General features: G+C 46.3%; 17 protein-coding genes. 8 read left to right on the plus strand and 9 right to left on the minus strand.

Features of this window, described 5'->3' with window-relative positions; genetic code table 11:
- Positions 1-23: 23 nt before the first annotated feature.
- Entirely contained in the window at positions 24-1,199 is a 1,176-nt protein-coding gene (locus MJ595_RS19765) for a hypothetical protein (protein ID WP_263079806.1), read from the minus strand.
- A gap of 353 nt (positions 1,200-1,552) precedes the next feature.
- On the opposite strand from MJ595_RS19765, the gene MJ595_RS19770 reads away from it, so the two are divergent.
- Positions 1,553-2,920, plus strand: coding sequence for a transposase (locus MJ595_RS19770; RefSeq protein ID WP_263078002.1), 1,368 nt, complete (start codon positions 1,553-1,555; stop codon positions 2,918-2,920).
- A 156-nt stretch (positions 2,921-3,076) separates the two neighbouring features.
- Here the strand turns inward: MJ595_RS19770 and MJ595_RS19775 are convergent, their stop codons facing one another.
- Positions 3,077-3,232, minus strand: a complete 156-nt coding sequence (locus MJ595_RS19775) for a hypothetical protein (RefSeq protein WP_263079807.1) — start codon at positions 3,230-3,232, stop codon at positions 3,077-3,079.
- A gap of 138 nt (positions 3,233-3,370) precedes the next feature.
- On the opposite strand from MJ595_RS19775, the gene MJ595_RS19780 reads away from it, so the two are divergent.
- Positions 3,371-3,676: an ion transporter gene (locus MJ595_RS19780; RefSeq protein ID WP_263079808.1), complete on the plus strand. Its 306-nt coding sequence runs from the start codon at positions 3,371-3,373 to the stop codon at positions 3,674-3,676.
- The gene (locus MJ595_RS19785; protein ID WP_263079809.1) at positions 3,661-3,813 is read left to right on the plus strand and encodes a hypothetical protein; all 153 of its coding nucleotides are present in this window, start codon (positions 3,661-3,663) and stop codon (positions 3,811-3,813) included. Before MJ595_RS19780 ends, MJ595_RS19785 begins: the two co-directional genes overlap by 16 nt.
- 58 nt (positions 3,814-3,871) lie before the next feature.
- Here the strand turns inward: MJ595_RS19785 and sthA are convergent, their stop codons facing one another.
- The 4 genes from sthA to MJ595_RS19805 all read right to left on the minus strand — a co-directional run bounded on the left by sthA (position 3,872) and on the right by MJ595_RS19805 (position 8,137).
- Positions 3,872-5,266 carry a Si-specific NAD(P)(+) transhydrogenase gene (gene sthA, locus MJ595_RS19790; protein ID WP_263322549.1) on the minus strand — a complete coding sequence of 465 codons (1,395 nt, stop codon included), beginning with the start codon at positions 5,264-5,266 and terminating at the stop codon, positions 3,872-3,874.
- A gap of 300 nt (positions 5,267-5,566) precedes the next feature.
- On the minus strand, positions 5,567-5,803 hold the full coding sequence (gene nqrM, locus MJ595_RS19795; protein WP_263079810.1) for a (Na+)-NQR maturation NqrM: 237 nt from the start codon (positions 5,801-5,803) through the stop codon (positions 5,567-5,569).
- A gap of 325 nt (positions 5,804-6,128) precedes the next feature.
- Entirely contained in the window at positions 6,129-7,334 is a 1,206-nt protein-coding gene (locus tag MJ595_RS19800) for an FAD:protein FMN transferase (RefSeq protein ID WP_263079811.1), read from the minus strand.
- Positions 7,335-7,504: 170 nt separating this feature from the next.
- Positions 7,505-8,137 (minus strand): XRE family transcriptional regulator, encoded by a 633-nt coding sequence (locus MJ595_RS19805; RefSeq protein WP_263079812.1) that lies wholly within the window; start codon positions 8,135-8,137, stop codon positions 7,505-7,507.
- A 290-nt stretch (positions 8,138-8,427) separates the two neighbouring features.
- On the opposite strand from MJ595_RS19805, the gene MJ595_RS19810 reads away from it, so the two are divergent.
- The 4 genes from MJ595_RS19810 (at position 8,428) to MJ595_RS19825 (ending at position 13,728) form a co-directional block, all read left to right on the plus strand.
- Positions 8,428-9,807, plus strand: a complete 1,380-nt coding sequence (locus tag MJ595_RS19810; RefSeq protein WP_263079813.1) for an L-serine ammonia-lyase — start codon at positions 8,428-8,430, stop codon at positions 9,805-9,807.
- Positions 9,808-9,857: 50 nt separating this feature from the next.
- On the plus strand, positions 9,858-10,259 hold the full coding sequence (gene gcvH, locus MJ595_RS19815) for a glycine cleavage system protein GcvH (RefSeq protein WP_263079814.1): 402 nt from the start codon (positions 9,858-9,860) through the stop codon (positions 10,257-10,259).
- A 113-nt stretch (positions 10,260-10,372) separates the two neighbouring features.
- Positions 10,373-13,264, plus strand: a complete 2,892-nt coding sequence (gene gcvP / locus MJ595_RS19820; protein ID WP_263079815.1) for an aminomethyl-transferring glycine dehydrogenase — start codon at positions 10,373-10,375, stop codon at positions 13,262-13,264.
- A 200-nt stretch (positions 13,265-13,464) separates the two neighbouring features.
- The gene (locus MJ595_RS19825) at positions 13,465-13,728 is read left to right on the plus strand and encodes a hypothetical protein (protein ID WP_263079816.1); all 264 of its coding nucleotides are present in this window, start codon (positions 13,465-13,467) and stop codon (positions 13,726-13,728) included.
- 200 nt (positions 13,729-13,928) lie between these two features.
- Here the strand turns inward: MJ595_RS19825 and MJ595_RS19830 are convergent, their stop codons facing one another.
- Genes MJ595_RS19830 through MJ595_RS19840 form a run of 3 tightly spaced genes read right to left on the minus strand, consistent with a single transcriptional unit; the run spans position 13,929 to position 16,363 of the window.
- The gene (locus tag MJ595_RS19830) at positions 13,929-15,254 is read right to left on the minus strand and encodes a transposase (RefSeq protein ID WP_263078492.1); all 1,326 of its coding nucleotides are present in this window, start codon (positions 15,252-15,254) and stop codon (positions 13,929-13,931) included.
- Positions 15,255-15,314: 60 nt separating this feature from the next.
- Positions 15,315-15,968 (minus strand): IS630 family transposase, encoded by a 654-nt coding sequence (locus MJ595_RS19835; protein WP_263322427.1) that lies wholly within the window; start codon positions 15,966-15,968, stop codon positions 15,315-15,317.
- On the minus strand, positions 15,890-16,363 hold the full coding sequence (locus MJ595_RS19840; RefSeq protein ID WP_263078037.1) for a helix-turn-helix domain-containing protein: 474 nt from the start codon (positions 16,361-16,363) through the stop codon (positions 15,890-15,892). The genes MJ595_RS19835 and MJ595_RS19840 overlap by 79 nt, the downstream gene beginning before the upstream one ends.
- 125 nt (positions 16,364-16,488) lie before the next feature.
- On the opposite strand from MJ595_RS19840, the gene MJ595_RS19845 reads away from it, so the two are divergent.
- Positions 16,489-17,823, plus strand: coding sequence for a transposase (locus tag MJ595_RS19845; protein WP_263078000.1), 1,335 nt, complete (start codon positions 16,489-16,491; stop codon positions 17,821-17,823).
- Positions 17,824-18,314 lie beyond the last annotated feature (491 nt).

Below are 18,314 nucleotides of genomic sequence, written 5' to 3' on the forward strand. Positions count from 1 at the left end.
TCTAAAATAAACCAACAGACTGTCTATTCCTTATAAAGATATATACCAACTTTCTTTTTTGAAATTTTCATCAGAGAATCATCTCCGATTATAAACATTCCTAGTGAATCACGATTACATATTTTCTCAGCTGATTGCTCTAACACAATCGAATGATGTGATTTTGTTTCAGGATTATATTTAACAGCCCTTGCATTGCCATCTCTATAATGAACCAATAGCCAATTTATGTCACTAAACCATTCAAGAGTAGATATTGCACACCTTACCTGATCACTTGCAGACTGGGGATGCTCAAATAACCATTGAGTATTTGTCTCTTCAAGGCCACTTATTTGAGAAATATCCATAGAATTCAAGCTTTGATCAAGTGTGACTTTACCCAGATAACCGTCAGTGAAGCCGACATATATTTCTTTCCAATCTAATGTGGAAGCCATTGTGCTAACTGTTATGTATTCTTGAAGACTTACCCCGTCGTATGGAAACCAAGCTTGGGCAATACATCTATTATTAACAGCCATGCCCTGTTCTCCAATCTGATCCTGATATGATTCAGATAACTGCCATGCACTAATAACCAGTCCTCCTTGACTAGAACTGGCATTACCTGAAGGTACTTGTGATAATAATCCTTCAAGCTGTTTAATTTGATCACCCGCATTTAATTTTTGAGCAGTATAAGCAACCCGAAAGCTCGCACTTACCGCCATACAATCTATAGGCTCTTGATATAATGGTTTAACTTCAAAAAGGTAACGTCCATCAGCACTCAAAATCTCCAGAAAATCACCATAATTAACTAAAATTCTGCCATCCGATATTTGATATATTTCCTTAGCAAACTTTCCTGTTGTAGACATATGTCGCCACTTTTCAGATAACGTTATGTCTCCATCCATTACCATACATTGAACAGAACCATCACTAGATGCCATATACCATCCCTGCCGGCCAGTGAATGCCTTTACTGCATGGACACATACACCACTGGGCAATTCAACCGTTTGCAACCTGGTAATTTTTTCCCCTTTTTCCTTATCAGGATCAACTCTAAAAATGGCGGGTTTTTTATTAGCTATTTGTACAAAAAGATACTTATTATCCTCACTTAAACTCATAATATTAGAGGAAACCCAATCATTTTCTTCATCATTCCAGTTAAGTTCCCCTGTATCAACTTCAACAAGTTCTTCCACAAAAGTATGGCAATTACTGCCTCTACTTAAACTATAAAAAACCAATGAGTGGCTAAACAATTCTCTACAAAAATGAATCCTACAATTTAAAACCAACGCCCATTTATTATTCTTAGAGGCTGCAAAAAGTATATTATCCGAATTATCCTTTACATTAAACTCCTCTGTTTGATACCAATCAGACGGCCTATACTTTCCATTCACTATGGGTTTAATATGGCAATTATCAGCTATTCCCGTGACATCAATTAAATCACTGCAACAGCAAGGCTTACAGTAAATTCCAAATGGAGTGATTTCGCACAAAATAACGTCTACTTTTGATAGGGATACTTTATCAATGGCTGTCTCTCATGGCTTATCCATTCCAAAAAAGTCGTAAGCATCTTTGTGCAAACAGTTTAATTACTACGATTTCTGAAAGTTATGAGCAAATTCCAGATGTCCGACCAAACAAGGATTCCAGAAAAATAACAATACATGATGCCTCCATGTCCGCTTTTGCCATGATGCATCTCAAGTACCCATCGCTCCTCTCGTTTGAGCGTGATAAAACAGAGCAAGAAGTAAGGCATAACCTTGAGCACCTGTATCAGATAAAAAAACGTGCTCCCTGTGATACCAGTATGCGGGAAATCCTGGATCCAATAGATCCCGTAGAGTTCAAAAAGCCTTTTAAGACATTGCTGTCTAACGTCCAAAGGGGCGGATTACTGAAGGCATTCGAATTTCACTGCGGGAACTTGAAAAATCACTACTTGCTCCCGATCGATGGAACTGGGCTATTTTACTCCTGCAATAATAAAAAACCTTGTCAGGAGTGCTGTACTAAAAATAAGGGAAAGGCCAACGAAGCTCACTACCACCAGTTAATGGCAGCATGCATTGCTCACCCGGATCAAAAAACAGTCTTGCCATTGGCACCGGAAGCCATAGTTTGCCAGGACGGTTCGACCAAAAATGACTGTGAAAAAAATGCCATTAAACGGTTGTTTGCCACCATACGAGAGCATCACCCACGTCTAAAGTTCGTTATTCTTCTGGACAGTCTTTATGCTGACAACCCCACTGTCCAACTGATTAAGAGTTATGGCTGGCATTACATCATTGTCGCGAAAGATGGCAACCATGCCTCGCTGGTTGAAGCGATGGATGAGCTGGATAAAGAAGGAAAAGTTCACCGTGCTGAAAAAGTTAATGAAGAGACTGGAATTAAGTGGTGGTTTCGCTATGCCAATGACGTCAGGCTGAACAAGGCAAAATATGCAGAACAGGTTAATGTGCTTGATTTTGTCGAAACCGATAAAAAAGGTAAACAGCATATCTGGTGCTGGGTGACTGATATTCCGCTTAACGAAGAAACCATAGAACCCGTCATGAAAGGAGGGCGCTGCCGATGGCATATTGAGAACCAGACGTTTAACACCCTGAAAAATCAAGGCTACGATCTCGAACATAACTACGGTCACGGTGAGAAGCACTTAGCCACAAATCTGGCCTATCTGACGATGCTTGCTTTTCTCGTAGATCAAATACAGGAACTGTGCTGTCCCCAGTTTCAGGAAGCTTTAAGAACCCGCTCAAAAGGAGTCCGTATAGCATTATGGAAATGGATACAGGGCTATTTTTTGCATTGGCTGATAAAAACGTGGGAGGGGCTTTTTTACACAGTAACTCATGGTATTGAAGAGAAAAGGGTGATTCCATTCGATACATCATAACCGGCCATATCGTAGCTACGTTCAGGGGTGACATTTTTTCTTTAAAGCTCCGCTTTGTTAATTGGCGGCTCAGTTTTGATCGGCTTCATTATTTTTGCTGCCTTATTGTCAATACCAACGATCATCGACGTTCATCATGCGGGAATAGCTGGGCAATTATCTATCGTTTTTTTCTTTACGTAAAATTTTTACACTACTACCAGACTCTTCAGCACCAAAAGCGTCCGATACTTTTCTTTTATACATAGCCTGTGACAGGGAAATAAATGAAACTATAAAAATACCTGAAACCAAAAAACCATATTTTTTCAAAACAAACCTCCAGCAAAATCCCTCCCATAGACTATTTTTAACTACTTTTACTTTTTTGTATTTTTTTATCATTGACAACTTACGGCAAGCTTAATCCATCTCACTATTTCGTCAAATTATCACGCATGGGTTGTATTAATGAATAAGCGTAAAGAAGCGTTACACGCAGTCACTATAAACAGGCCATCACATAACTGCCAACAGCGATTTCAACAGATACGATCAAACAAGGTCTTTGAGCTATTTGTTGTCGCTATAATCATATTTTCTGCACTCATTATCGGCATAAAAACCTATCCTATTCCAGACTCCCTCAGCCATCTGACCACTGTGCTGGACTGGGGCATCACCGTTTTCTTCCTGGTGGAAATTGTTATTCGTTTTTTAGCAGAGGAGCAAAAAAAGACTTTTTCAAATCCGGCTGGAATGTGTTTGATACGGTGATTGTCGTGGTTAATGTGATGGAGGAGGAACGGCAAAAGACCCGCAAAACAGAACAACAGCAAAAAGGAGAACCCACCCTGGTAGACCTTCAGCAGCAACTGGATGAGATCAAGGCCTTGCTCCACAAACGCTCATAGTTATCTGACTTTATACCCTATTCAGCAAAGCCCTTATTTCGCAAAAGCAACCGTCCTGTCAAAACAACCGGTTCAAGCCATCCAAAGCCGCCACCCGATAAGCCTCAGCCATGGTAGGATAGTTAAAGGTGGTATTCAGAAAATAACGCAGGGAATTGTTCTCCCCTTTCTGGGTCATCACTGCCTGGCCAATATGGACTATCTCGGAGGCCTGGTCACCAAAGCAGTGAATCCCTAGGATTTCCAGGGTTTCACGGTGGAACAGGATTTTAAGCATGCCCACCAGCTCACCGGTTATCTGGGCCCTGGCCAACCTTGAGAAGAACGCCTTACCCACTTCATAGGGCACTGCCTGGGCGGTAAGCTCTTCTTCTGTACTGCCCAAAGAACTGATCTCCGGAATGGTATAAATCCCGGTGGGCACTTCATCCACAAACCGGCAATAGGCAGAACCAGTCAAATTGCCCGAGGCTGAACGCCCCTGATCGTAGGCGGCACTGGCCAGGCTGGGCCAGCCAATCACATCCCCCCCGGCATAAATATGGGGAATAGAGGTCTGGTAATTTTCATTCACCTCCAGTTGCCCACGGCTGTTGGCTTTCAACCCTATCAGTTCCAGACCCATATCCCGGGTATTACCGGTACGGCCATTGGCCCATAGCAATAAATCGGCCTTAAGCTTTTTACCCGACTTCAGGTGCATAATGACGCCATCATTGAGAGGCTCTACTTTTTGGTATTCCTCATTATGGCGAATGATAACGTTCTTTTTGCGCAGCTGATAACCCAGGGCATCGGATATTTCCTTATCCAGAAATGAAAGCAGGCGGTCACGGGTATCCACCAGATCCACCAGCACCCCCAGCCCTGAAAAAATCGAGGCATACTCGGAACCAATCACCCCGGCTCCGTAAATAATCATCCGTCGGGGTGTATGGGAAAGCTCCAGAATGGTATCACTGTCATACACCCTGGAATGGGTAAAATCCACGTCTGCTGGCTGGAACGGGCGTGATCCGGTGGCAATCATGATATGGGCACCACGGAGTTTTTCGGTATTACCATTATGCTCCACCACCTCAATGGTATGCTCATCCACAAAGCAACCCTTACCAAAATAAAGGTCTATACGATTTCTGGCGTAGTACAGGGTTCTGGACTGAACCTGCTTTTGAATAACTGACTCCGCCCGCTTCAGTACCTTGGGAAAACTGAACCAGCGGGGTTCACCAATCTCACGAAACATGGAGTTGGTGTTGAAGTCCATAATCTGCTTCACCGAATGGCGTAGCGCCTTGGAAGGAATAGTCCCCAAATGGGTGCAGCTCCCCCCCACAAAAGCATACTGTTCAACCACTGCCACCCGTTTACCCAGCTTGACGGCATTCATCGCCGCCCCTTCGCCAGCAGGCCCGGACCCCAAGACAATCAGGTCATAATTACTCACAGCCATGCTGCCTTTCCCCTTACAGCTATTCATAGTCACCGTCCTTGCCAACTGGCAGAAAACGGCCAGCCCAGATGGCTGTTCAATTGGAAGTTATTATTATGTATATCAGGCATCAGTGGTGATGCCTGAAGAGGGATTTATCCGATAAGACTATTTAACCCGGATATTTCATAAACGTGCTCCCAGCCTTGCTTGTCCTTTGCGGCTCTGAGGAGTTTTGTTCAGTCGACCGTACTCCCCGGTACGGCACTCCTTCACAAATCTCCTCAGAGCCACAAAGTCCAGCGCAATGCTCGGGGCAGTTTATGAAATATCCGGGTTAGCGGCTGCATCATAGAACAAATCATCCATGGATTTATCGCCGATATTTTTCAGTGGGTTCTTTTCCTCACCACCGCAGATGGGGCAATTGTCCTTAAGCCCCAGATTACTCAATCCGCCACAGGAGCCTTTAATGGGCTTATTGGCAAAGATCACCCCAATAGCCATGGCAGCGATAATAAAGAGAAACACACCAAAGGTGATTAACATAACAGTCATAGCTGCCTCCTTCTATCCATTGCTCATTTGTTGAGCCACTGAGAGAGTCTCAGCATTACTATCTAGGGACTGTTGACGTTTGCTCGTGTGCTCAGCCAAAACCAGCGGTTTCGTGGCTAGACGCAGTAGCGCAGGAATACTCGCGTCTTTCAAGCTACTGCAACGACGGCACGGAATCGCTGGTTTTGGCCCTTCGGGTGGTTCGTAAAGCGGCTTTCCGACTGCGTTGGACTGGCTTGACGTAGAACAACTATGCCTGCACCAGTCCTCCTTGCGGAAAACCGCTTTACGAGCCACTGAGCTCACGATCAAACGTCAACAGCCCCTAGTTTACCAGAAATCGTTTAAAAGCCTGACTGGCCACGGATTCAAAACTATCACCTGAATGATAGGTAAAATAGGCAGCTATGCCTTCCTGATTTGCCAGCTGAAGCCCCTTCTCATCACCCAATACCATAAACATGGTAGCCAGGGCATCCGCTTCCGCCACTGTGTCAGCAATAACCGCCACTTCAGCCACCCGGTTCATTTCCGGGCGTCCGGTCACCGGGTTTATGGAATGGGAATACTTCTGGCCGTCAATTTCAAAGAAGTTGAGATAATCCCCGGAGGTGGCCAACGCCTTATTGCCTGGTGACACAATTGCTGCGGGCTTGCCCCCCCCCAGATCCGGCCCGCGAACAGCCAGGCGCCAGCGATTGCCATCAGGCTTGCTGCCGCTGACCTTCACTTCTCCACCCACTTCCACCATAAAGTTGGTTATGCCCGTATCTTCGAGGACTGCCGCCGCTTGGTCTACACCATAGCCTTTGGCAATGGAGCTCAGGTCAACAAACACGGGTTTTAGCCGGGTGAGCGTACTCTCCGCCTGATCAGCAGAAACGTACTGATAACCCACCTGCTGCTTCGCCTTGGCAATGGCTTTATCAGAAGGCACTTCTCCGGGGTAGTTATCGAGCATCCACTGAATAAATTCAGGCGCTTTTACCGTTTTTTCATCAGTGACTGCCGATCTATCTGCCGTATTTTCAGCCTTGGGATCATGACGCTTCGGGCCAAACCCCCAGAGATTCACCAGAGGACCCACTGTTACGTCATAGGCACCATCGGACATTTTTGAAATGCGTTGACTGGCAATCACCAGATCCACCAGGTCTTGCGAAACCTTGAAAGGCTCACCCACCGGTGCCCGGTTAAACTGCATTAATTCAGAGTCTTCACGATAGGTGGACATTCTCTGGTCAACATCATGCAGGGCATTGTGTACCCGTTTGGAAATATCATCCACCGGATGGGAGAACAGCGTCCCCACATAGGACACATGATAGGTTGTGCCCATGGTTTCGCCCTGGAACTGCTTGATTCTGGGGCGGGTGCTCAATATATAGAACACCGCCAGCAAAAAGATACCGCCCACCAGTAGTGAGCGCTTGTAGGAACTTGAAATCACGCTGATCCCCGCCTGAGCCATCGACAATCCAACTGGAAACCACTCGTTATCCACTGGATGATTGGCGCGGGATTTTATCATTCTGCCTGGCAGCGGTCATCCAGTGCACAAAATGATTCAGGAAAAAACTATAAAAAGACAGAAATTGAAGTTGAGCGACTGACTGTTATTTAATCGTATTTTTCATTCATATCGGGACAGGGTGAGAGGGGAACAGGCAATAGAACCCTACACTATTCCCCCACCCGCGTTTACGCAGTCACCCAAAGAATAACAGCATCCCGGTCACTTAATGAGGTTAATACATGCCCCATTTCGGCATCGTAATAGGCGCTATCACCTTCCTCCATCACCACCGGCTGATAGAATTCGGTATAAAACAGGATTCGGCCCTTAAGCACTAACAAAAACTCTTCACCATCATGGCGCACCCAGCCGGGATAGTCCTCAAATGAACGGGCTTTAACCGTGGTTCGATACGGCACCATTTTCTTGCCCGACAGTTCCGTAGCCAGCATCTCATGTTCATAAGTGGTGGTGGGGTGAGGCTTACCTTCACCCATACGGGTAATATCCCTCCGGCCACGGGTGGCATGTCGGTTTTCTGGCTGGGTAAACAGCTGGGGAATATCAATGCCCAGCCCTTTCACCAGCTTGTTCACTGCGGCAAAGGTTGGAGAAATCTGTTCATTCTCGATTTTGGACAGCGTCGATCGTGCCAGGCCAGTAAGCTTACTGGCTTCCTCCAGGGTCAGACTTTGGCTTAAACGAATTTCCCGAACCCTCTCACCCAACTTCAGGGGCGATACCGAATTTTCCCGATTACGCTGCTGAAGTCTCAACGACTGCTTCTCAGTGGCAAGGAAACTAACTTGTTCAGACATCCTTTCTCCCGACAGGCATTCCCAGAAGCCGGGCTAAGCGCAGACCCATGAGATCTGCCATTATTTCACCTATACAATTCTTGGCCAGGCTACTGACAAAAATAGATCGCGAGATTATAGACAGCTTTTGTTTCCAATAGGAAACTTTTATATTGATTAGAAAATCACATATTGATACGCTTCTGCCAAAATCAGTTGCAAGAACAGGGATTACCAAGACCAACAAATAAACAATGAACGGTTGTCTGACATAATCAGACAGTGATCATCAATCATTCAGGAGCCGAACCATGGGACTGAGCATATTTGACCTGTTCAAAATTGGCATAGGGCCTTCTTCATCCCACACAGTCGGCCCTATGGTAGCTGCCAACCGGTTTCTCTCGGAATTAAAACAACACAATATCCTGACTAAAACAGCCCATGTGACAGTCCACTTATTTGGCTCACTGGCCCTTACCGGAACGGGTCATGCAACAGACACTGCCACCCTACTGGGCCTGCTGGGAAAAACCCCTGAAACTATTGATCCAGATCAAGCATCGGCATTAATTGAGAACATTCGAAAAACTAAAAAACTGGCTTTGGCCGAACAAATTACCATCCCGTTTTCCGAAACCCGCCATTTGCTTTTTCATTGCAATAAGTCATTACCCAAACACCCCAATGCCATGACCATTGAAGCAATGGATAGCAAGGGGAAAAAATTACACAGCAATAATTATTACTCCGTGGGCGGTGGTTTTGTGATCAGTGAGGATGAAACCGATCAGCCCGCCACCACTGCCATAAAAAAAACCATCCCCTACCCTTTTAATACTGGCCAGGATTTACTGGATATTGGAGAACAAACCGGCCTGTCCATTGCCGGGATCGTCCTTGAAAATGAAAAGCATCTGGGGCGTTGTCATGATATCAAGTCAGCGTTACTGTCCATCTGGCAGACAATGGACGCCTGTATCCGGCGTGGATGCCGTGAGAAGGGCCTATTACCGGGCGGACTCGGTGTCAGCCGCAGAGCCTTTGATATCCACCAGCGTCTCGCTAACCGGCAACAACAACAAACCGCCGATGAGCTGGAAGTTATGGACTGGGTCAGCCTGTTTGCCCTGGCCGTCAACGAAGAAAATGCCGTGGGAGGCCGGGTTGTTACGGCACCCACTAACGGTGCCGCTGGAGTCATCCCCGCCGTGCTTGCGTATTATGATCGCTTTGTCAGCGGCAGTAATGATGAGGGCATCCAGACCTTTCTGGCCACTGCCGCGGCCATAGGCATGCTTTATAAAAAAAATGCCTCCATCTCCGCCGCCGAGGTGGGCTGCCAGGGAGAAATCGGGGTAGCCTGTTCTATGGCCGCTGGAGCCCTGTGCGCTGTCCTGGGGGGAGATAATAATCAAATCGAGAATGCCGCCGAGATTGGTATGGAACATAACCTGGGTCTGACCTGCGACCCCATCGGTGGGTTGGTACAGGTTCCCTGTATTGAACGGAACACCATGGGAGCCGTCAAGGCTATCAATGCAGCCCGGCTTGCTCTCCAGGGCGATGGTAATCACCGGGTCTCCCTGGATACAGTGATTGCCACCATGCACCAGACCGGACTGGATATGCAGAACAAGTATAAAGAAACGGCACAGGGCGGTTTGGCAGTTAATGTGGTTCTGTGTTGATTTTTTTACTGAACACCACCCAACCAAAAACAAGAGGAAATAATCAAGCAATGAGCAACACTGCAGTCGCTGATATCGATACCACCCAGATGAAATTCACCACCTCCCACGAATGGGTTCTGAACAATGGCGATGGTACGGTCACTGTAGGTATTACCGACCATGCCCAGGAGCAGCTGGGGGATGTGGTTTTTGTCGAGCTACCTGAAGAAGGCCATGAAGTAGGTGCCGGTGATGAATTATCCCTGGTGGAGTCAGTCAAGGCGGCTTCTGATATTTATGCCCCGGTTTCCGGCCAGGTAATCTCCATTAACAGCAAACTGGAAGATGCCCCGGAAATCATTAATGAGTCCCCTTATGAAGAGGGCTGGATTGTCCGCATCAAATTATCCGAGCCTGCCGAGCTGGAAGAATTAATGAGTTTTGATAATTATCAGGCCATTGAAGAATAGCTGGCAAGGCAGTTCTTTACACATTGCTACAGGCAGCCTTGGCTTTCTGCCTGTAGCCAGACTATTTGACCATACACCCTGAAGGGACAAAGTGATCAGAAGGTAATCAAGATATGGCTGATGAAAAACAAACACTGCAAGCCCTACTGCAGAATGATACATTCACCGGTCGCCATATTGGTCCCACTCAGGGGGAGCAGCTGGCCATGCTGGAAGCCCAGGGGTTTAAAACCCTGGAAGAAATGACTGACCAAACCGTACCAGCGGTTATTCGCTCAATGGCCCTGGCAATGGAAAAAGGCCAGAGCGAAGACCAGGCCCTTAACAGCCTCCGCCATTTGGCAACACAGAATAAAGTCAACAAATCCTATATTGGCATGGGGTATTACAACACCCGAATCCCCAACGTTATTCTCAGAAACTTACTGGAAAATCCCGGTTGGTATACGGCCTATACCCCTTACCAGCCTGAAATAGCCCAGGGTCGCCTGGAAGCATTGCTGAATTTCCAGCAAATGGTGATGGACTTGACTGGCATGGAAGTCGCTAATGCCTCCCTGCTGGATGAAGCCACTGCGGCGGCAGAGGCCATGGCCCTGTGCCGACGTTCCAGCCGCAGCAAAAGCAACCGTTTTTTCGTGGCAGACGATGTTCACCCCCAAACCCTGGATGTCATTAAAACCCGTGCCGAATACCTGGATATTGAACTGGTGATTGGCAATCCAATCACCGAGCTGGAAAGCCAGGAGGTTTTTGGTGTACAGCTGCAATACCCTGGCACCTATGGCGATATTAAAGAGATTGAAGCCATCATCAGCACCGCCAGGGCACAAAAGAAAATGATCGCCGTCGCCACAGACCTGATGGCGTTGGTACTGTTAAAATCCCCCGGCGCCATGGGTGCCGATATTGTCCTTGGCAGCAGCCAGCGTTTCGGTGTGCCCATGGGCTTTGGTGGCCCCCATGCTGCATTCTTTGCTACCAGTGCCAAGCTCAAGCGTTCTATTCCGGGTCGTATTATCGGTGTTTCCATCGATAGCCGTGGCAATCAGGCATTACGGATGGCCATGCAAACCCGCGAGCAACATATCCGCCGGGAAAAAGCCACCTCCAATATCTGTACCGCTCAGGCACTGCTGGCCAACATTGCCAGTTTCTACGCGGTCTATCACGGCCCTGAGGGTCTGAAAGCCATTGCCGAGCGGATTCACCGCCTGACTACCATTCTGGAAAAAAGCCTGACCGATACGGGCTTTTGCTGTAACGAAAGCTACTTTGACACCCTGACCATCAAGGTGGGCAGCCAGCAACAAGCCATCTACCAGCGCGCCCTGGCCCATCACTGCAACCTGCGCCTGATTGGCAATGACCGGCTGGGTATCAGCCTGGATGAAACCTCCACCCCTGAAGATATTATTGAACTGTTTGATATTTTCCTGGGCAAAGGCAAGGCACTGGATGTGTCCTTCATCGACGAGCGAATCACCGCTGGAGAAGAAACCGGCATTAAACATAGCCAGCGCCGTACAGACCCGGTTCTGACTCACCCCACGTTTAACCGCTATCACTCCGAGACGGAGATGATGCGCTATCTCAAGCGCCTGGAAAACAAGGACTACTCCCTGGTACACGGCATGATTCCCCTGGGCTCATGCACCATGAAGCTGAATGCCGCAGCCGAGATGATCCCGGTAACCTGGCCTGAGTTTGCCAATATCCACCCCTATGCACCCAGGGACCAGGTTCAAGGCTACATGACCATGATCCAGCAACTTCAGGCTGACCTGGAAACCATTACCGGCTATGACCGGGTATCCATGCAACCCAATTCCGGTGCTTCCGGTGAATATGCAGGTTTGCTGGCCATTCGCAAGTATCAGGAATCCATCGGTGAAGGCCACCGCCATATCTGCCTGATTCCTTCTTCTGCCCATGGCACCAACCCGGCATCGGCGGTGATGGCTGGCATGAAAGTGGTGATTGTTGAATGTGATGAACACGGTAACGTCAATGTAGAAGACCTGCGCAGTAAGGCTGAAGAACACTGCACTGACCTGTCTGCGCTGATGGTGACCTACCCATCCACCCACGGTGTCTACGAAGAAGCGATCAAAACCATCTGCGCCACTGTCCACAAATATGGCGGCCAGGTGTATATGGATGGCGCCAATATGAATGCCCTGGTAGGTGTGGCCAAGCCTGGTGAAATTGGTTCTGATGTCTCTCACCTGAACCTGCACAAAACCTTTGCCATTCCCCACGGTGGCGGCGGTCCAGGCATGGGTCCCATCGGTGTTAAACGTCACCTGGCACCTTTCCTGCCGAACCATCAAGTCAGCCCTGTCTATCAGGATGAGGGCATTGGTGCCGTCTCTGCTGCGCCCTTTGGCAGTGCCTCCATCCTGCCCATTACCTGGCTCTACATTAAAATGCTGGGGCATGAAGGCCTGACCCGATCCACCGAGGTAGCCATTCTTAATGCCAACTATATGGCGGAGAAACTGGCGGATCATTATCCAGTGCTCTACCGTGGCCAAAACAACCGGGTAGCCCATGAATGCATTATTGATATTCGTCCCATCAAGGAAAGCAGCGGTATTACCGAAGAGGATATTGCCAAGCGATTAATGGACTATGGCTTCCACGCCCCCACCATGTCCTTCCCCGTAGCTGGAACCCTGATGATTGAACCCACAGAGTCAGAGTCCAAAGTAGAGATTGACCGCTTTATTGATGCCCTGATTGCCATTCGCGAGGAAATCCGCAAGGTGGAAAAGGGTGAGTGGCCTGCTGACCAGAACCCTCTCAAGCTGGCACCACACACCATGGAAGACCTGGTAGACCCGGAGTGGAATCGCCCTTACTCACGGGAAGAAGCCGTATTCCCGTCAGACACCTGTCGTACTGCCAAATTCTGGCCTGCCACCAACCGTATTGACAATGTCTATGGCGACAGAAACTTTGTTTGCTCCTGTCCTGATATTGAGAGTTATAGAGAAGGTTAGTCTGGTATTTACAGTAATTATCTTTACTAATAAACCGCGCCAACATAGAAAACACCTGTTTTCTATGTTGGCGCGGTCATTTTACGGGATGCAGTTATTATGCACATACATTTTGCTGACTGCATGCACAGAAGCTATGATTTAGTCTATAGTTTTATGGTTCATTAATATTGTTGCCAATCAAAATAACCTGTTTAAAAATGAAACTAACATACGCACTCATTCTATTACTGGCACCTGCCTTGTGCATTTCGGTTGTTGATAACGAAATAAAAAAAGAACCACCTGATCCTTCAGACGCAGCTTTGCGCGATTTCACCAATAACAAACCTTTATTTTTAGGTGAAGAAGGTTTTTTAGAAAGATTCAATGAAAGATTAAACCCTAAAAAAGAAAGTTTATATTTGGGTGCAGAACATCAACATGTCTTAAAAAAAAAACAAGATATATATTTAAACAAATAAAAGCGATTATAGCCAACCCTAAAATAGATACAGGTGAAACGGTTATGGATATATTTTTAGAGGTGGTGTTGCATCAATCTTAACTTTAGAGTTATTATGACATGAACGTTTGGTTATATTTTAAAAATTGTGTGCAAAAATACATCCAAACGTTTTTTCAGATTCGGTATTATTCTTGATTATTGCGTTGTTGCCGCTATTTATGCCGCTTTTTTCTTTTCTTTGACTATTCCGTCAGTCAAACTATTAAAATTGAACTCATATTTTTGGCTATATCGGTTCCAGCCCTCACGAATAGGTAATCTGGGGATAATTCCTGCGAGTGCAAATCTTAGCATGCCAGCGGTGGTTGTATCCTGATCCCGCCAAGGAATCCTTGAAATGCCCACGCTTGCTTGATTTTTACAGACGGTCAACAGTTGCAATAATGCGTATCCAGCCATCTTCAGATGCATCCACCGCAACAGAGTTCTCAGCTTTTGCTGCCATAACTGGCGGCAACCAAATGAATGTTTAATTTGCTGAAACATGGGTTCAACCGGCCATCTTTTCGCATAAATACGAAGGATGTCTATACCTTCAAGTCCAGTATTGGTTGCAATGAATATACGGCTTTCTGTCAGTCCTTTATCATTTTCAAACCGACCCCAGACAACCCGAACCTTGCGGCCTTTCAGGAAGCGAGCCCGACATACCCGGGTGCGATAACGTATCTTTCGAAATCTGCCGTATATTCTTACGGTTGTTTGATATTCCGGTAGCTTCTCCACTTCCGGGGGCGTCATTTTGATGCCATACTTTTTGGGTCGCCCACGTTTTTTTGCAGTGGACTCCAACGGTAAGGCATACAATGCCCGGTTTAACGGGATTTGCCCTACTACTTCATAGCCCATTTCCAGAACGGGTTGCATTAGCGTCCAGTTCATATACCAACAGTCTGTCAGCAAGCGCAGTCCTTGCACCTTCACCTCTTGCCTCACTACTTTTAGCATGGCAACAGCGATTTTTAGCTTACTGGCATTGCCTGAAGCAGGAGATGGAAAGGAAAGCACAGGGATGGCAGTAAATACTTCATCTTTAGCCCGCTCAAATACAACAGCCAGGGATACCCAGCATTGTCCCCAGATATACGTTGGCCGGTTCCTTTTTTTACTGTGCTGGTGATGGGTTCGGCAAGCGGGAGCCTTGTCAGAAAAACGCTCCACCACCCAATCATCAAGACCAATGTTGATAAGTTCACCCCGTGGTACTTTTGAGCATACCAGCTGAATGAGCCGGCATGCGAGGCTCCTCCACCGCCACTTGCCTTGAGAGAGCCAATGGTGGTAACTGCTCCATACGCATTGAAAGTTATTAATAGATAACAGCGCCTGAGTGACAAAGCCTTGCCCGGATAGCATGCAGCCAAAAAGAAGTTCGCAGAACGTAGGTACTGCTGTTGGGGATAGCGCTGAAGCAAGAAACGTTGTATATAAGGCAAGCTCCCGGAGGATCTCTTTATGATCTGAAGTGAGCATAGCAACCATCTTTGTATTTTGTTTGGAGATGGTTGCTATTAAGTAGTGTATAGATTGCTTTCGAATAATTTAACCATCCAGTCGGACAGTATTAGAAAATGAGATCATATACTCCTCTCCAAATGAAAAAAGCACCCGTTCAACTTCTTTTTCAAATTCCGCAAAGCTCTTGATTGACAAGAGGTTGAGCCATTCATACTTTATTTTCCTCCACAGGATTTCAATCAGGTTGAGCTCAGGTGAATATGTTGGCAGAAAGCAGACCAGCAATTTCTTTTCAATCATCCAGTCATCAATTCTGGCACAAAACTTTTTGCTGGTGTGAATGCTGGCATTATCCACCATAACTACCGTGTAACGATCATTTGAGCTGTATTTTTCATCTGCCATTTTCTCTGCAAAGTCATCAAAGGCCGCAATCACCGTATCGCTATTCACTGAACCCACAACAGGATAATGAAATAGCTCACAGCTTCGGTTCATAAACCCCAGTACGTTGATGCGTTTACTTTTGACTGATGGTATTCTGAGCTGCTTTCCTTTTTCCTGCCAACCGTATGGCACACAAGGTTCCTGGGTAAAGCCGGACTCATCAAAATAAAATAAATTGATTAACCCTTTGCTCTCGGCTTCCTGGGCATCTTTCAGAGCAGTTTTACAGTCATGGAATTGCTCTTCGTCCCGTTTATGTTTGCATGATTTACGGAGTCTTTTGTAAACCAGCCCTGCTTTTTTACAATGTTTGCCAGAGTAATTTTTGATGAAGATTTACCGGTTTCATCCTCGATCTTGGATTTGACATACGATAAGCGACGAGGCTCTTCAGCCACTAATTCTTTTATGCGTTGCACTTCGGATTCGTCATATATGCACGGCCTACCGCCACCATGCCCCTTGTACAAGGCACGAATACCATATTCTTCCCAATCATCAATCCACTGAGAAGCAGTTTGATATCTAATTTCAAGTATTTCGGCAATTTGCTCAAGGGTAAAGCCACGATTGCTCAATAAAAGGCTATGGGCTCTTTCCCTTATACATCTCAGAGGTCCGTAGTGTTTGGCGAATTTCAAAGTTAATAAAACAGCTTCATCAGTGATTGTAGTGACGTACTTCATAGCAGCAATTCCCGCAGACTTGATTAAAGCCCTTAATAACAAGGGCTGTAGCTTGGTAGCCTCTTGCTAAAATCGCAGACTATCCGGTAGAATTTCACCACAATAATAATAACGATGCTCATGTTGTGCCGCTAACGAAACCAAGAACCATTGCTGAAAAACTGCTCAAAATAGTCTCTGATGAAGCGGGTCAAATTCCAGACTTTCGCAAGAAAAGCCAACATGACAAAATTGTCCTTCATGATGCGGTCATGAGTGGCCTGGCAGTCATGCACCTGAAATACCCTTCATTACTGGCTTTTGATCAGGATTGTGTCAATAACCCAGATAGGCTCAAGAACTTAAAGTCGATGTACAATGTCAGCTGTGTCCCCAGTGATACCTATCTGAGGGATCTGATTGACCCTATCGAAACACGCTATTTAAGGAAGTTCTTTACCCGCCTGTTTGCCTTTGTGCAACGATCTGGGCGGCTTAAGCAGTTCACTTATTTTGAGGAAGGGTATCTTGCGCCTATCGATGGTACGGGGCACTTTTGCTCAGGGAAGATTAGTTGTCCTGAGTGTTGTGTAAAAAAGCCAGGCAGCAAAAATCCGCAATACTACCATCAGTTACTGGCCTGCTGTCTGGTAAAGCCGGGCAAGAAAGAAGTATTACCTTTAATGCCTGAACCCATCATCAAACAAGTTGATGCGTCAAAGAATGATTGTGAGAAGGTAGCGCTCAAGCGGCTATTGGCGAATTTATCCAGAGAGCATCCGCACCTGCCACTGGTTCTGACTTTTGATGACCTGTACTCAGATGGACCGACCATCAAGTTGGTAAAGTCCTTTGGCTATAGCTTCATTATGGTGGCAAAGGATTCAACCCATGAGTCGTTATACCAGGCCGTCGATGAGCTGGATTGTGCAGACAAAGTGGTGCGCTATGAATATACCGATGATAAAGGGTTTACGCACTGGTTCCGGTTTGTGAATGGTGCCCCCATTAACAAGTCACACCCGGATGTGCTGGTTAACTTTCTCGAATATATAGAAATTGATCCAGAGGGCAACAAGAAGTACGTCAACACCTGGGTCACGGACATTGAGCTTTCAGCCGAGAACGTGAATAAATTCATGCGAGGAGCACGCGCTAAATGGAAAATTGAAAACGAAACGTTCAATACACTGAAAACACAGGGCTACCATCTCGAACACAATTACGGGCACGGAAAGCAGCATCTGGCCAGCAATCTGGCATGCCTGACTTTTACGGCCTTCCTCATCAACCAGATAGAACAACTGTCTTGCAAGCTCTTCCAGGAAGCGCTCAAGATAAAAAAGTCTAAAAAGGCATTCTGGCATGCCATACGAGGGCTGTTTGACTGGTTCTGCATTGATAACTGGACAGACGTATTTACAGCTATCATTGAAGGGCGAAGTGTGAGCTTGAAGTTGCTGACTGTCGATACGACATAGAGCGTTGATGTTAGCCCTGTGACCTGTGTTACCTGTCATTAAAACCGACTGCCGATATAGCAGCAGTCTGGCTCTGTTCATCCGCGATAAAATCATTTTTAATTAACTGAAAATGTGCCAGCCGGAATCTGGTTTGCGGGAATTGCTGACTTCATAGGGAGAGGGATTTAAAGACCAGTACTCTCTTTATAATAGAGTAAATGTATCATTCAATAGCTATCTGATCGTTAGATCAAGAAGTAGATTTCTCGTACTGGCCGAACATCCAGTTTATTTGAAACCAAACTATGACCTACTTAACCGATTTCAGATGAAAATCGTACTATTGTTCTTTGGTAACTCTAAAGTCGAGATCAAGAAAAACACCTTGAAAAAAGAAGAAAAAACAATGATACTTTAAAACGATGGCGCCTTAATAAGGCCAGAAAGATTGACTGTTTAAAAAAAGAACTTGAGACAGTCGAGATATTACTTAACACCGAAAGAAAAAA

This window comes from Endozoicomonas sp. Mp262 (assembly GCF_025643335.1).
Taxonomy (GTDB): domain Bacteria; phylum Pseudomonadota; class Gammaproteobacteria; order Pseudomonadales; family Endozoicomonadaceae; genus Endonucleibacter.